Source organism: Litoribrevibacter euphylliae, assembly GCF_042646085.1.
Taxonomy (GTDB): Bacteria; Pseudomonadota; Gammaproteobacteria; order Pseudomonadales; family Litoribrevibacteraceae; genus Litoribrevibacter; species Litoribrevibacter euphylliae.
In genome coordinates this window covers 248328-263061 of record NZ_JBHRSZ010000009.1, presented here as the reverse complement: position 1 = coordinate 263061, position 14734 = coordinate 248328, and the positions used below count along the sequence as shown (strand labels likewise).

General features: G+C 43.6%; 12 protein-coding genes. 8 read left to right on the top strand and 4 right to left on the bottom strand.

The features are described from left to right. The first annotated feature begins 40 nt into the window (after positions 1-40). The 6 genes from hisC to ACFOEK_RS20255 all read left to right on the top strand — a co-directional run bounded on the left by hisC (position 41) and on the right by ACFOEK_RS20255 (position 7645). Positions 41-1162 (top strand): histidinol-phosphate transaminase, encoded by a 1122-nt coding sequence (hisC, locus tag ACFOEK_RS20280; RefSeq protein ID WP_386723313.1) that lies wholly within the window; start codon positions 41-43, stop codon positions 1160-1162. Then, complete coding sequence (locus tag ACFOEK_RS20275; protein WP_386723312.1) at positions 1155-3392, top strand: bifunctional prephenate dehydrogenase/3-phosphoshikimate 1-carboxyvinyltransferase; 2238 nt, start codon at positions 1155-1157, stop codon at positions 3390-3392. The genes hisC and ACFOEK_RS20275 overlap by 8 nt, the downstream gene beginning before the upstream one ends. 67 nt (positions 3393-3459) lie before the next feature. Next, the gene (gene cmk / locus ACFOEK_RS20270; protein ID WP_386723311.1) at positions 3460-4137 is read left to right on the top strand and encodes a (d)CMP kinase; all 678 of its coding nucleotides are present in this window, start codon (positions 3460-3462) and stop codon (positions 4135-4137) included. 136 nt (positions 4138-4273) lie between these two features. Beyond that, positions 4274-5950, top strand: a complete 1677-nt coding sequence (rpsA, locus tag ACFOEK_RS20265) for a 30S ribosomal protein S1 (RefSeq protein WP_386723310.1) — start codon at positions 4274-4276, stop codon at positions 5948-5950. Between the two features lie 175 nt (positions 5951-6125). Further along, entirely contained in the window at positions 6126-7181 is a 1056-nt protein-coding gene (locus ACFOEK_RS20260; protein ID WP_386723309.1) for an amidoligase family protein, read from the top strand. Positions 7182-7192: 11 nt separating this feature from the next. Continuing rightward, entirely contained in the window at positions 7193-7645 is a 453-nt protein-coding gene (locus ACFOEK_RS20255; RefSeq protein WP_386723308.1) for a YqaA family protein, read from the top strand. A gap of 14 nt (positions 7646-7659) precedes the next feature. Here ACFOEK_RS20255 and ACFOEK_RS20250 read toward each other — a convergent pair whose 3' ends face one another. Then, a complete protein-coding gene (locus ACFOEK_RS20250) occupies positions 7660-8616 on the bottom strand; it encodes an alpha/beta fold hydrolase (RefSeq protein WP_386723307.1) in 957 nt (318 codons plus the stop codon). A 118-nt stretch (positions 8617-8734) separates the two neighbouring features. Here ACFOEK_RS20250 and ACFOEK_RS20245 point away from each other — a divergent pair, with 118 nt between their 5' ends. Continuing rightward, complete coding sequence (locus ACFOEK_RS20245; protein ID WP_386723306.1) at positions 8735-8872, top strand: hypothetical protein; 138 nt, start codon at positions 8735-8737, stop codon at positions 8870-8872. Here ACFOEK_RS20245 and ACFOEK_RS20240 read toward each other — a convergent pair. The 3 genes from ACFOEK_RS20240 to ACFOEK_RS20230 form a co-directional block, all read right to left on the bottom strand. Beyond that, complete coding sequence (locus ACFOEK_RS20240; protein ID WP_386723305.1) at positions 8865-9290, bottom strand: SRPBCC family protein; 426 nt, start codon at positions 9288-9290, stop codon at positions 8865-8867. The two genes, ACFOEK_RS20245 and ACFOEK_RS20240, sit on opposite strands and share 8 nt — an antisense overlap. Before the next feature lie 168 nt (positions 9291-9458). Further along, positions 9459-11006, bottom strand: a complete 1548-nt coding sequence (locus ACFOEK_RS20235) for an SPOR domain-containing protein (RefSeq protein WP_386723304.1) — start codon at positions 11004-11006, stop codon at positions 9459-9461. A gap of 15 nt (positions 11007-11021) precedes the next feature. Beyond that, on the bottom strand, positions 11022-13583 hold the full coding sequence (locus ACFOEK_RS20230; protein ID WP_386723303.1) for a hypothetical protein: 2562 nt from the start codon (positions 13581-13583) through the stop codon (positions 11022-11024). A 416-nt stretch (positions 13584-13999) separates the two neighbouring features. Here ACFOEK_RS20230 and ACFOEK_RS20225 point away from each other — a divergent pair, with 416 nt between their 5' ends. After that, positions 14000-14710 carry a SapC family protein gene (locus ACFOEK_RS20225; RefSeq protein WP_386723302.1) on the top strand — a complete coding sequence of 237 codons (711 nt, stop codon included), beginning with the start codon at positions 14000-14002 and terminating at the stop codon, positions 14708-14710. Positions 14711-14734: the final 24 nt, after the last annotated feature.

The window sequence follows — 14734 nt, the reverse complement described above, 5'->3', positions numbered from 1 at the left end:
CGTTTGATTCTGCTCAGGTAATAAAAGTAAGGGAATTTGAATGTCATCTGGCTTAACTAAACTAATAAATAATGCTGTTCCTGGTGTGGCTAAATTGCATCCCTACCTTCCAGGGAAGCCGGTGGATGAATTAGCAAGAGAGCTAGGGCTGGACCCAAAAGATATTGTTAAGCTGGCCAGTAATGAAAATCCATTAGGGCCATCAAAAGCTGTTTTGACGGCAATTGAAGCTGAGTTATCAGAGCTGACTCGATACCCTGATGGTAATGGTTTTGAGTTGAAGTCAGCACTGTCTGAGCATTTTGCCCTGACGGCAGAACAAATTACTTTAGGTAATGGTTCAAACGATGTGCTTGATCTAATTGCTCGAACCTTTCTTCAGTCAGGTACGAATGCAGTTTTTTCTCAATACGCGTTTGCTGTTTATCCTATTTCAACTCAGGCGGTTGGCGCTGACCTCAATATTGTTCCTGCACGGGATTATGCTCATAACCTAGATGCAATGGCTGCGGCGATTAATGCTCAAACACGAGTGGTATTTCTAGCCAATCCAAATAACCCGACGGGTACTATGTTTGATGTGGCTGAGTTTAAGTCGTTCATGAGCAAAGTGCCTGAGGATGTCGTCGTTGTGCTTGATGAGGCCTATTCTGAGTATGTTTCTGATGAAAATTACCCAGATGGTATTGAGCTCTTGCCTCTGTATCCAAATTTGATCGTAACCCGAACTTTTTCTAAAGCCTATGGCTTGGCTTCGTTGCGGGTTGGTTGGGCGGCGTCTGCACCTGAGATCGCAGATTTGCTTAATAGAGTTCGTCAGCCTTTTAATGTTGATTCATTAGCACTAGCAGCAGCTAAAGCTGCTTTGCAGGATGAAGAGTATTTGGCTGCTAGTAAAGAACTAAATAGTAAGGGGATGGCACAGATAATTCAGGCGCTTGAGGCAAGGGGCCTGGGGTATATTCCAAGTAAAGGTAATTTTATTACCGTTGATTTTGCACGAGAGACTTCAGAAATTAACCAATCTTTCTTAAAGCAAGGGGTAATATTAAGGCCTGTTGCTAATTACGGGATGCCGAATCATCTTAGGGTGAGTATTGGTACTCAGGAAGAAAATCAGCGCTTTATTGATGTTTTGAACGAGATGGAACTTGATGGCTAGCCCGGAAAAAATCATTCAAACATTGCCTGTTGAGAATATTTTTGTTGTTGGTTTGGGGTTGATCGGCGGGTCATTTGCTAAAGCGGTTAAAAAAGCCAATCCTGACCTTCATATCATTGGATTTGATCGTAATCCAGATGAGATGGAAGCAGCACTTAGGTTGGGGGTGATTGATGAAATTGCTCAGGATCTGCCTAGTGGTGCTCAGCGCGCTCATGTGATTATGTTGTCTGTACCGGTAAAAGCTATGAATCCGGTATTGCGTGAAATGCGGGATTTTGTGGCAGATCAAACCATAATTACCGACGTTGGTAGTGTTAAGGGAACAGTGATTGACTCTGTTGCTGATGCGTTTGGTTACTTGCCGCGTTGCTTTGTTCCTGGCCATCCTATTGCTGGGTCTGAAAAGAGTGGGGTGGCATCGGCGGATGCCTCTCTTTTTGTAAAGCATAAAATTATTATTACGCCTCCTCCGGGGGTGTCTTCCAAGGCCGTGAATTCCATAAGGAAACTGTGGGCGTCTACTGGCGCTGAAGTCTTGGCGATGTCTCCTGCGTATCATGATCAGGTGCTTGCTTCCACGAGTCACTTGCCTCATTTGTTGGCTTTTTCGTTAGTAGATACCTTAGCTCGTGAAGATCAGAGCTTGGATATTTTTCGTTATGCGGCGGGTGGTTTTAGGGACTTTACGCGTATTGCAGCCAGCGATCCGACCATGTGGCATGATATCTTTTTAACCAATACGCGCGCAGTGATGCGTTCTCTGGAGCACTTTGAACAGGGTGTGCAGCGGGTTAAAGAAGCTATTTTGAATCAGAATAGCCAGGAAATGCTTGGGATATTTACCCGAGCAAAAGCGGCTAGAGAACATTTTAATCGAATATTAGACGGTACTCCGTACTTAAAACCTATGACTACAAAAAATCTTGAATACCACGTAAAACCGGGTGGGACTGCTCAGGGCTCGATTCGTGTGCCTGGAGATAAGTCCGTTTCTCATCGCTCTATCATGCTAGGTGCGCTAGCGAAGGGCATTACTGAAGTGGAAGGGTTTCTTGAGGGAGAGGATGCATTGTCCACTCTTCAGGCATTCCGCGATATGGGTGTTGTTATCGAAGGCCCTTACGACGGTAAAGTAAAGATTTATGGTGCTGGGTTGCATGGGCTTCAGGCGCCTCCAGGGCCTCTGTATATGGGGAACTCTGGAACCTCTATGCGTTTATTGTGCGGTTTGTTGGCAGGTCAGGATTTTGATGTGACTCTGACGGGTGATGAGTCACTTTCAAAGCGGCCTATGGAGCGAGTCGCCAAGCCTTTGCGTGATATGGGTGCGGTGATAGAGACAGGTGAAGGTGGTCGTCCTCCTGTTAAAATTAAAGGCGGTCAGTCACTCAAAGGTATTCATTATGATTTACCGATGGCGTCTGCTCAGGTTAAATCCTGTGTATTGCTTGCAGGCTTGTACGCGGAAGGTCAAACCAGCACTACTGAGCCTGCGCCGACACGTGATCATACCGAGCGAATGCTAAATGGCTTTGGTTATGAAGTTAAAATAGAAGGTGCGACGGCAACATTACAGTCGGGTGGGTCTTTAACCGCGACCAAGATTGATGTGCCTTCGGATATTTCGTCGGCTGCGTTCTTTATGGTTGCAGCGTCGATAGCACCGGATGCTGATCTTACCATTCGTCATGTTGGAATGAATCCGACTCGTATTGGCGTGATTAATATCTTGAAAGCCATGGGAGCTAATATTGAGCTTCTTAATGAAAAAGAAGTGGGTGGCGAGCCGGTAGCTGACATCCGTGTTCAATCCGCTCAGCTAAAAGGCATTCACATTCCGGAAGATCAGGTTCCATTGGCAATTGATGAATTCCCTGTGCTGTTTATTGCAGCTGCGTGTGCAGAAGGTGAAACGATTTTAACTGGGGCGGAAGAGCTTCGAGTTAAAGAAAGCGATCGTATTCAAGTGATGGCGGATGGCCTGATAGATCTTGGGATTGACGCAAAACCAACGCCAGACGGTATGGTCATTAAAGGTGGTGAGATGGGCTCGGCAACAGTTGTCAGTCACGGTGACCATCGAATTGCTATGTCGTTCACAGTGGCTGGTTTGCGTGCCAAGGGTGATATTGTTATCAAAGGTGCGGAGCATGTCGCTACTTCGTTCCCGAATTTTGTTGAGCTGGCTCAGCAGGTGGGGATGAATATTACGGCTCAGGAAGTCTAAAATTCCGTTATTTAAGAGGCCTCTTAGGAGGTCTTTTTTATAGGTAAATTAGGGAAAGTTAAGAAAGATGTTGAAAGTTCTGACAATTGATGGGCCAAGTGGCAGCGGGAAAGGAACAGTGGCAAAAATTCTGTCCCAGAAGCTGGGCTGGGAGTTGCTGGATAGTGGTGCTTTGTATCGTTTGGTTGCCTTTGGGGCATTGAAGCATGGCATTGAGCTTGATGATGTAGATAAGCTTGCTGAGCTTGCATTAACTCTGGATGTTGAGTTTAAGCTGGAAGAGGGTAATGAGCTTCTTGTTCCTGTATTTGAAGGGGAAAATGTTGCCTCTCAAATTCGCACTGAAAAGTGTGGGGATGCAGCCTCCAAAGTTGCTGCACTAACACCAGTTCGCGATGCTTTACTGGATCGTCAGCGAGCCTTTGCTACTGAGCAAGGTTTGATCGCTGATGGACGAGATATGGGGACGGTTGTTTTCCCTTCGGCGCCAGTCAAAGTCTATTTGTCAGCTTCTGCGGAGGAACGGGCTGAACGGCGCTATAATCAGTTGAAGGCAAGTGGTGAATCTGTTAGTATTGCCGCCATTTTAGACGAGATCAAAGCGCGCGACGACCGGGATATGAACCGCTCTGTGGCGCCATTAAAGCCGGCGAATGATGCTATTGAAATAGACAGTACGCATCTTTCTATCGATGAAGTTGTCAGTCAAATTTCTGATGCGCTCTCTGAAGTAGGCTTGATCTGAACTTCCTGAATATGCCAGAAATTCCAGTCAAGGCATGTATCGGGATTACATAAGCAGACCCATGTAGACTGGTGCATGGTGAGTGGTATGACCGGTTTAGGCTGGGAGTAACCACACTTAAACATTAGGTATAAACATGAGCGAAAGCTTTGCTGAATTATTTGAAGAAAGCCTTAAGTCCGTAGACATGAAACCGGGTTCAATCGTAACCGGTATCATCGTAGACATCACTGGTGACTGGGTAACAGTTCACGCTGGTCTTAAGTCTGAAGGCGTTATTCCTCGTTCTCAATTCGTTAGCGAGAACGGTGACTTCGAACTGAACATTGGTGACGAAGTTCAGGTTGCTCTTGAAGCAGTTGAAGATGGTTGGGGTGAAACTCGTCTATCTCGTGAAAAAGCTAAGCGTGCTGAGTCTTGGATTGAGCTTGAAAAAGCTTACGACGCTGGTGAAATCGTTAAAGGTATCATCAACGGTAAAGTTAAAGGCGGCTTCACAGTTGACGTTAACAGCATCCGTGCATTCCTACCTGGTTCTTTGGTTGATGTTCGTCCAGTTCGCGATACTGCGCACTTGGAAGGCAAAGAGCTAGACTTCAAAGTAATTAAGCTAGATCAGAAGCGTAACAACGTTGTTGTTTCTCGCCGTGCAGTTCTTGAAGCTGAAAACAGTGCAGAGCGTGATGCTCTATTGGCTGAATTGGCTGAAGGTGCAGAAGTTAAAGGTATCGTTAAGAACCTTACTGATTACGGTGCGTTCGTTGATCTTGGTGGTGTTGACGGTCTTCTTCACATCACTGATATGGCTTGGAAGCGTATCAAGCACCCAAGCGAGATCGTAAACGTTGGTGACGAAATCAATGTTAAAGTTCTTAAGTTCGACCGCGATCGTAACCGTGTTTCTCTAGGTCTTAAGCAGCTAGGTGAAGATCCATGGCAAGCAATCACTGACCGTTACCCAGAAGGTGCGAAAGTGACTGCGCGCGTAACTAACCTAACTGACTACGGTTGTTTCGCTGAGCTTGAAGAAGGCGTTGAAGGTCTTGTTCACGTTTCTGAAATGGATTGGACTAACAAGAACATCCACCCATCTAAAGTTGTTCAGGTTGGTGACGAAGTAGATGTTATGGTTCTAGACATCGACGAAGAGCGTCGTCGTATTTCTCTAGGTATCAAGCAGTGTCACACTAACCCATGGGAAAACTTCTCTGGCAACTTCAACAAGGGCGACAAAGTTACTGGTAAGATCAAGTCTATCACTGACTTCGGTATCTTCATTGGCCTTGACGGTGGCATCGACGGTCTAGTTCACCTTTCTGACATCAGCTGGAACGAAGCTGGTGAAGAAGCAGTTCGTGCTTATAAGAAAGGCGACGAAATCGAAACTGTTATCTTGTCTATCGACCCAGAGCGTGAGCGTATCTCTCTAGGTGTTAAGCAGCTAGAAAGCGATCCGTTCGTTGAGTTCGTAGCTGAGAACGACAAAGGTGCAATCGTTAACGGTACTGTTAAAGAAGTTGACGCGAAAGGCGCTGTAGTTGAGCTAGCTGCAGACGTTGAAGCGACTCTTAAAGCTTCTGAGATCAGCAACGATCGCGTTGAAGATGCTCGTAACGTACTGAACGAAGGTGACGCGGTTGAAGCTAAGATCGTAGCTGTAGATCGTAAGAACCGTACTATCAGCCTTTCTATCAAGTCGAAAGACACTGATGATGAAAAAGCAGCGATGAAGAAGATCCGTGATCAGGAGCAAGAGCAATCTGGTCCTACCACTATTGGTGATCTTATCAAGCAGCAGCTTGCTGATCAGTAATAGTTACAAGAGTAGCTGTTACTTAGCAATCGAGAGATTGCAGAAAAAACCCGCGCATGTCGCGGGTTTTTTTATGTCATAAATAACATGCTCTTCAGTACCCCTGGTCACTCTAATGACATAAAGCCTAGCTAGTCTGGTATATGACTTCTATGGGTTTTCTGAGTGAAGCTATATGGATATGCCATCTAATATCCGAACAAGCCAGGGTGACATTCGACGGGTTGGTGTTGAGTTGGAGTTTGTTGGGATTGATTTATTAAGCGCTGCTGAAGCGGTTCGAGATGTATGTGGTGGTGCCATCAACCGGCGTTCTGATTATGAAGTTGCCGTTGATTGCAGTAGTTATGGTTCATTCCGGGTTGAATATGATTCAAACTATTTGAAGCAAGTTCAGAAAGGTACGTCCTTTGAATCAGACGGCATAGTTTCTCGTTTGTTTGGTAATAAGCCTGAAGTTCTTCTGTCGATGGATCGTGATGAACAGATAGAGCCGGGAATCATAGAGAAGCTTCTACGTTCTTTAGCATCATTAGAAGTCGTGTCGCCACCAATTAAAATAACCGAACTCTACACTTTGAATCAGTTAATTACTGGATTACACCGACGAGGTGCCAAAGGAACGCGTAATCAGCCGCTTAGGGCACTAGGGCTGCACTTTAATCCTGAGGTAGTATCAAAGGATGTTAGCAATATTTTACCTGTTCTAAAGGCCTTCTTGTGTCTTTATGATCGTTTATTGGTGTTAGAGAGCGTTGATATTGTTCGAAAGATATATCCATACATACAGCCGTTTCCGCTGGATTATGTGAAACTGGTGATTAATCCCCGATATAATCCGCCGCTGGATATTGTGATTATGGACTATCTCGAATTTAATCCGACACGAAATCGGCCATTGGATTTGTTACCGTTGTTTATGACGATTCTTCCTGACTTGGTGCAACGAAAAGTGGACTCTTCTTTGGTGTCTTCCAGGCCGACCTTTCACTATCGTTTGCCTAATTCAGAGGTGGATGATCCTGCATGGTCTTTGACGGGAGCATGGAATAACTGGGTTATGGTAGAAAAGTTAGCGTATGATGCATCGCTATTGGATAAGTTATGCCGCGCTTACTCTGATCATTTGGAGCGAACTCAGCAATTATCGTCTGCAGGATGGATTCACATACTGGATGCATTAGTGACTCCTTCTGGAGCTATTTCTAATTTTTTACCTATTGGTTCATAAGTTTTATCGAGATGTTTTGGGATTATTTGCTTCTGTTTCTTTCGGCGTTCGGTGCGGCGACTATTTTGCCTTTCTATTCTGAGGTGGTTTTGGTTGGTTTGTTGATTAAATCGCCGGATCAATGGGTAACTTTGTGGTTCGTGGCTTCGCTGGGAAATACCTTGGGTGCCTGGGTTAATTGGTATATTGGTTTGTATTTGCTGCATTATAAAGACTCAAAGTACTTTCCTTTTAAGGGGAGGGCGTTGGATACCGCACAGGCGTGGTTTCAGAAATATGGCGTGTGGTCGTTGTTGATGGCCTGGGCGCCAATCGGCGGTGATGCCATAACTTTTATTGCCGGAGTAATGCGGGTTAAGCTTGGGGTTTTCTTAACTCTGACATTTATTGGTAAGGCGCTTCGATATCTGATTTTGGTGGCAGCAACCCTAGAATTAGGGCTGCTTGAATTGTTGAGTGAATAGCTCTTAAGTCGGATCTATAACTGATGCTTTTCCAGGAACTGTTTGATGGTGTTGGCAGTGAGTTCTGGTGCTTCAAGCATGGGGGCGTGACCCATATTAGACATCATCACTGTATCTGTTTGAGGGCGTTGCTCTTTGATTACTCTTAGGCCATCAGCTGCAAGAATACGATCATCATCACCCCAAACGACCAATAGTGGATTTGGATAGGCTGTCAGTGACTTTTCTATCGGATGGCTAAAAGCTATTTTCCCGTCTTTTACTTTATGAATCTCAAAAGCAATTCTTGAATTAGATTCATAGTGTCGTTGAAAGTCTTCATTTAACGCTCGAATTGCAAAATCAGGCGTTAATGGTTGTTCGAAGAATACTTTCGACATCAGGAGTCTAAACTCCTTTTCGTTCCTCGGTAGAACATATGGATGATGCCCTTGAGCAAACATCTTAAACATTTCGCTGGGTTCAGCTGATTCAATACCTAGTGGGTTCAGTAGCCAAGCAGATAGAGTGTTTTCAGGGTATGTGCTGGCAAAGTGAGCCGCGATGTAACCGCCCATGGAATTTCCTGTGATGTGTAGTTGTTCCACGCCTAATGCTTCCATCATCGACTTAAGTCGCTTTGTTTGATGGTCTACATCGTATTTTGCTGTTTCTAAAATAGTTGATTCACCAAAACCAGGTAAGTCAGGGATGATCAAGCGGTAGTCATTAGAGAAATACTTAGCCATTCTGATCCAGTTATCTTTATTGGCGCCAAAGCCGTGAATCATAAGAATGACAGGGCCGCTACCTGCTTCAAGATATTCAATTTTGTGATCGTTAATTTGAATGCTTTTCTGTTCTAAGCCGGCAATGGCTCGCTCAGCTGAAACTGCCAACGAGAGCTTTGTTTCATCCTTGATACTATAGCTGAGCCCTACTAACACTAACATGAGGGCTATGAGAGAGATAAAGAGAGGTTGCTTTTTCATAATTCGATCTTCTTAAAGGTAAGTTCAGCTCAGGCAAAAAATACGAGAAAAGTATTGAATAATTATACAGTACTGTATATAAATGCAATATTGTTGGCTTTATACAGTGGTGATTCAAATGAGTGTTTCTCTTTCTGGTGATGTAGTTTGTGTTAAGTATCCTTCTGATGCGGGTGAATTTACTTATTTTTACAAGCTGATTGATAACCAGCTTGTAAAATATAAGCGTTTATATCACGCTGTTTCTGCTATTTGATTTTGTTGAGTCCTGAAGAAATCTGAGATTTTAGGACTTTTGCTAATCCCGTTCCTAACAATGGAATAGGCAATTTCATGTCAAAATCAATGGTATATCTCAGTAGAGTTTTATCATGAGTACTGCTGAAGGTTAGCTTCCCAATATGATTTTTGATTGGGCTACCTTTAGTAATTTTGTATTCAAAATACTGGTTTTCTTGGTAATTCGTTACCGTCTCTTCGAAAGAGGGCAGAGGGCTGGCTACAATTTTTCGAATTGAGCCAAGTCCGTTAGTAATGCCATCTTCTCCATCCTTTGTTCTGACGATTTTTGCGCCGATTAACTTGCCAAAATTTTCATGGTCGCAAATGGCTTGGAATACTTCCGGTAAGCTGGATTCAAACTCTTTCTCAATAAGTATGTGATGTTTTGGCATTTTCCGTTACCTAATTGTTTTTATTGTCATTACCCGAACGATGCCAAAATGTGAGCAATATCTCAATGTTTTAAAAGACAACACGGGTTTAATTTTCTGAGAAAAGATAAAGCAGTGGGAACGAATGATAAAGAAAGTCGCTGAGAGAACTCAGCGACTTAGGTTTGATTACAGTTTTACGTCTTCAATTTCAAAGTCAAAGCTGAAGGTTTCATCGGATGCTGCCGGTGCTGTTTCTTTTGGTGCTGGCGCAGGTGCTTTTTGTACTTCAGGCGCAGAGGCTACGGAATTACGCTTTGGAGCTGATGTTGTACTTGCTGCTAATTGTTTCGGCTCTTGTTGGTTGGTTTTAGTTGGTTGAGCTTTTTCAGTAGCTGCCGTCTTAAGCTCTTGATCTTTAAGCTGAAGTTGCTCTTGAGCTAGCCGATGAGCTTCACGAAGTTTAGTCAATTCCAAAGAGGCTTTCTCTAGATCCATTTGAAGCTTGTTGCGTTCAGCAAGGGCTGTATCTAGCTTTTGTTTGTGAGTTGCGGCCAATTGTTTTTTCTCTTCCTCAAAGCGTAATTGCTCTTCTTGTTTGGCCTTGGCAACAGCTTCGTTGGTGGCTGTTGCATTTTCTTGAAGCGCTTTGTTGTGCGTGCCTTCAAGTTTCTTTTTTAGCTCCGCTGACTGCTGGTCAGCAATTTTCTGTGCTTCAGCTTTGATAGTGGCTTCATCTAAAGAACTTACTTCTTTTTGAAGACTGCTTTTTAAGGTGGTTACAAGATATGAATACTTACTTACCTGATCCTCGAATACCAATTCGGAGTGATCTTCTTTTAGGATATTCGGGAACGCACGGTCCATAGGTTTATGATAGCGAAGCACCACATGTTCCAGGCCTTTGTTGGTATTTTCGTCAATCCAGTTGATCTCTTTCAGTGTGTTCTGGGCACGAGCTAATGCTTTTAATGCCTCTTTCTGGCGGAGTTCAATGGTTTCCATTGCCCGAGGTGTTGACTGAATGGTGTTTGATAGGGTTGTCAGGCGCTTTTGAGCTTCTTTGTATGTGACAGGAAGGGTGTCTTCTGGCAACTCATCGAGTTCTTTTTGAGGATGGCTATAGTATTTTTCTCTGATGACGGAGACTTCAAAGGCTCGTAGGTCATTAAGAACTTTAAGCTTGTCATCTTCAAGACCCTGAAATTGTCCTGTTGTTTCCAGATCTTTAAAGAGTCGTTTTACATCAGACTGCAGTCCTTTGTATTCAGGTTCGAATTTGCTCAAATCCAGACCTTCGATATATTGCTGGTTGTCCAGAATCTCTTTTAGATGCGTGATAATAAGCTGCTTGGTTTTAACGGCTTTTTGAGTGTTGTTATTTGCTTCGGTGGCCTGTTCTTGAATGTCTTTCAAGCTGTAACCTGAATCAAATAAACCTGATTTCTCAGGGTTAAACTCTTTCTGCATTTCCTTTAGCTTAGCGATGTCTTTTTCCGCTTTTTGAAAGAAAAGTTGAGAGTATATAGCAACCTGATCCTGTTCGGCGGCTTTAAACTTTCCTATGGAGCTATCAATGATGGAGCCAACTTGGTCCTGAGCTTGGGCAAGTTGGGCTTTTTCAGCAGCTGACATTGCAGATACAGGTTTAGTTTGTTGGCTACCACAACCCGTAACAGCCAGACCTATGCATACTGACAGAGCAAGTGTTCGAAAATTAGTCGTGCTTAAGTTCATGTTCAATCCTATGAGTTATGGTGCTGGAATGTCGAATGAAACGGTTTGGGCATCTTGGTTTCCACCGAACGGTGAGGTGACTGAGCCGGGTGTGGTTGACTCCCGTTTCATGGCAGCAATTTCCTGGTTTAGATCAAATGTAGGCAGCTGAATGCTAGGGCGTGCTAGATATGCAAAGGTACTGGCTTCTTGGGCCGCTTTTACTTCGATGTCACTTAGGGTGTAGCTTTGTTTTGCAAAGCTTTGGTAACTCTTGTTTGAACCGTACTTAGCAATCATGTCCGGAGTGAAGCCCATGTAGTCCTGAATGGCTTTGTTGGCGGCAATAATTTCTTTGCTGTTTCCTGAGGACTTAGGGGCCAAGGCAACACATTGCGAGAATGCATCGGCAGAGGCATGAACCAGTTTTTTCTTGGCTAAAGCTTCACCTTGATAACAGAAGCGTTTCCAGTTGTGATTCTCTAGGAATATGGCCATCTGAGCTCGAACGTGTTTGAAGGTTGATTGCTCTTTCTTCTGAACTTCGTCTTCAATGACTGGTACGTTCTTTTCACCATTCTTGAGGCCATTTACATCATCGTGTTTGACGTTTTTAAGAATAGTCCCACTTTTGTTGATGGATAATTTGATCGGTTCAAGTTTTATCTTTTTATTGTTGCGGCGGTCATAAGCATAAAGATCAGCAACTAACTCGCCTTTTACAGAAACAGTGTACTCATCATAGCGATAACGTGAAATTTCTTTTTTCTCAATTTTGCGAGGTGTGTTGTGATATTGATCTCTGGCATCGTTTAGACCAGTCAGTGCTGCTGTCAGTTCGTTGGTACCTATCCGACAGCCAGCGCCTGCAAGCATGCCACCCAGAGGTCCAGCTTGTGCTAGAAGGCGTTCTGCCTCACGCTTACAGGCTCTGTATAGATCTTCGGCAGCGACTTTTGCATCTTCGTGTGCTTCTTTAGCGCGTTCATAACTTTCTTTAGCGCGATCCCATTGCGGGTTATGAACCATGTAGCGTTTAGATACATATTTAGAAGACTTACGTTTCGGGCGATCGCGTCCCTTTTCCTGGAAGTTGTAGCGTTTTACATCCAGCAAGAAGAGAACTTCTGTATGGTCGAATGGGATCACGGTGTCGTTAAATGCAAGGCTCTGATTAATATTCTTGCCTTGATTCGGAAGGTCATACGCATCTGCGGCTTTTACGTTCTGGATACCCAGTTTAGGGATGCTAGAGAAAATTTCTTCGTTCATCCAGTCTTTGAAATCTGGGTTGCGCGTGGCATCTCGACCTTCGGTAGCGAACAGTACGGGAAGCGCTAGTTTCTCTTGAGAGATTTGATTTGCACGGTAGGCCATTTGTTTGAATGGAATGGCAGCTTTTTCAGAGAAGCCATGCGCGCTGCTCAGTAAGCTTGAAATGTTTGATGAATAGGCAAAAGCGTTTTTCGCATTGAGGACAATAGCGCGCTCAGTTAGGTTGCGTGCTACTTGATCCTGAAGTTGGCCAATCGCTATGTTGACTTTTGCAGTCAGTGGCTTGCTCGGCTGGGCGATAGGTAATAGTTCGTGGTAGATGTTGAATGCGTCGGCTTTGTCATTGATAGAGCTTGATAGAGTGAGTTTTTTAGCACGAACTAACCCACGATCGATAACTTGCGTTCGTACTGTATCAATGTGCTTTTTATAGAACTTACTATCTGTATGGGTTTTGTTGATTTGTTCTAACGACGTAAAGGCGTTTTCGTATTCACTTTTGTTGATTTGCTGTTTGGCTGTAACGGCAAGTAATCCGGCAGTGGCTTGATGTGATGTGTTATTAATTTTTTGCGCGGCTTTGAAATCTTTTGAGGCCATTGCAAAGGCGTTTTTGGAAACATAATACAGGCCGCGAGCTTCGTAAAAATTGACTGCTGTCTTTTCTACCGCGTTCTTAGCCTTTTTGGCTTTGGCCATGTATTTCGAATATTTGTCGTAGGGTTTGTAGGCTTCATACGCCTGAATAGGGCCGTCTGGCTTTTTCTTCATTAAAGCGATGGCGTCTTTTAGACCCTGAACAACCTTAGCTTGGTTGTTCTCTTCTTCCATTAAGGCTTCAGCGGTATAGGCTTTCAGTTTGGTTAGTGTCTTTTGGTATAGCTTGATCTGAGCCGTATATTCCATTTCATCGCCATTGGGCGGCAGGAGTAATTGGCCAGGGCGAGAACTTGGTGCTTTGACCTCAGGGTTTAATGGCTCAAGAACAACGATTTTTGCTAACACTTGTTTAGCATTGGCATTCGCTGTTTGTGCTTTCTTATAGAGATCGATTTTATTATCGATGTCTTCAGTAGGACGAGATTGTGCATCTTCATAAAGAGCAACCGCTTTATGAGAGTAGGCCTTAATTAAGCCTTGTTTGATATGAACGTTATCAGGAGACTCACGGTCTGCAGAAAGATAAGCGTTTACAGCCCTATCGTATTGCTTTGCAGTGAAATGGGTTTCGGCTTCGTCATATTGTTTGGGAAGCAAGAGTTTACAGCCTGTCACTAGCGTTGCTAGAAATAGGCAAAGCAAGACATGTCGGGTTATCTGCACCGATGTTCTCCTTCGTTAGTTTCTTCTTTGCTCGCTTATTTTTTATGCACTCATAGGTGCGATGCGAGTTCTCGATCCATAGTTTTGATTGGAATTTATCCAAAAACGTAAGTTTATCATGCTATCAGTAAACTTGTGTATGTTAAAAATTTGTGTTGTGTAAGTTACTGTGCTGTCTAAAAAACAACCATTCAAGTTAGATGTTTTCATCATTAAATGAGCAAATTTGCATTCAAATGTGAAAAGAATGAGCAAGTTCACGTTTTATTCTCGCTTATCCGATGAAATTAATCATAATTGCTTTAATGAATTGTTATTATATATGCAACATATTGTCCAGCTTTTGCGTACGATAAGGTCTGTTTTGTATGTAGGAAATTTGGCTGGATGAATCAAATATACAAGTAGGGATCGAGATGGCTGAACTATTGTTTTATAAAAAACCTGTGGCACTTAACCGCGAAGAGCATAAGAATTTTAAATTTTTGCCTGTTAAGGATTTTTCTTTTACCAATGGTATTAACTCAGTTCCTTTAACGGGTATCGAGTTTTTCGAAGCCAGTCGTGAATTACCCGTTTTGTTTAGCAAAGACGGTCAGGACAACTTTTTCCCATTAGCATTACTGTCTTTAATGAATAATGGCCATAAACTGATTTCTGATGAAGGCGAGTGGCAAGGTAGCTATGTCCCGGCTTTTATTCGTCGTTATCCATTTGCGCTGACAGAAGAAGGCACTGTGTGCTTTGATTCTGAATATGCGCAAATCAATGCCGATCAAGAAGAGGGTAAGCCGCTATTCAACGAGGAAGGCGAAAACAGTGAATCACTGGCTAATATCGTTAACTTCCTTCAGCAATTTGATCAATCGACTAAAGCCACGGCTGAATTCACTAAGAAGCTGGCTGAACTGGATCTGTTCAAACCTTTCACAATTCAAATCATGACACCAGAGAAAAAGCCTCTACGTATGGAAGGCTTGTACGTTATTGATGAAGCCAAAGTGGCTAAGTTGGATGACGAGATTGTGTTGTCGTTATTTAAAACCGGCCAACTAGCTTGGGTGTATGCACACCTTCACTCGTTAGGTGCACTTAGACATTTATCTAAGAAACAACAGGAAGCATAGGTTGTTGTGAGCAGGCGTTTAGCC

Coding starts and splice junctions, on each gene's coding strand:
- hisC (WP_386723313.1), top strand. CDS start 41: ATGTCATCTGGCTTAACTAAACTAATAAATAATGCTGTTCCTGGTGTG.
- ACFOEK_RS20275 (WP_386723312.1), top strand. CDS start 1,155: ATGGCTAGCCCGGAAAAAATCATTCAAACATTGCCTGTTGAGAATATT.
- cmk (WP_386723311.1), top strand. CDS start 3,460: ATGTTGAAAGTTCTGACAATTGATGGGCCAAGTGGCAGCGGGAAAGGA.
- rpsA (WP_386723310.1), top strand. CDS start 4,274: ATGAGCGAAAGCTTTGCTGAATTATTTGAAGAAAGCCTTAAGTCCGTA.
- ACFOEK_RS20260 (WP_386723309.1), top strand. CDS start 6,126: ATGGATATGCCATCTAATATCCGAACAAGCCAGGGTGACATTCGACGG.
- ACFOEK_RS20255 (WP_386723308.1), top strand. CDS start 7,193: ATGTTTTGGGATTATTTGCTTCTGTTTCTTTCGGCGTTCGGTGCGGCG.
- ACFOEK_RS20250 (WP_386723307.1), bottom strand. CDS start 8,616: ATGAAAAAGCAACCTCTCTTTATCTCTCTCATAGCCCTCATGTTAGTG.
- ACFOEK_RS20245 (WP_386723306.1), top strand. CDS start 8,735: ATGAGTGTTTCTCTTTCTGGTGATGTAGTTTGTGTTAAGTATCCTTCT.
- ACFOEK_RS20240 (WP_386723305.1), bottom strand. CDS start 9,290: ATGCCAAAACATCACATACTTATTGAGAAAGAGTTTGAATCCAGCTTA.
- ACFOEK_RS20235 (WP_386723304.1), bottom strand. CDS start 11,006: ATGAACTTAAGCACGACTAATTTTCGAACACTTGCTCTGTCAGTATGC.
- ACFOEK_RS20225 (WP_386723302.1), top strand. CDS start 14,000: ATGGCTGAACTATTGTTTTATAAAAAACCTGTGGCACTTAACCGCGAA.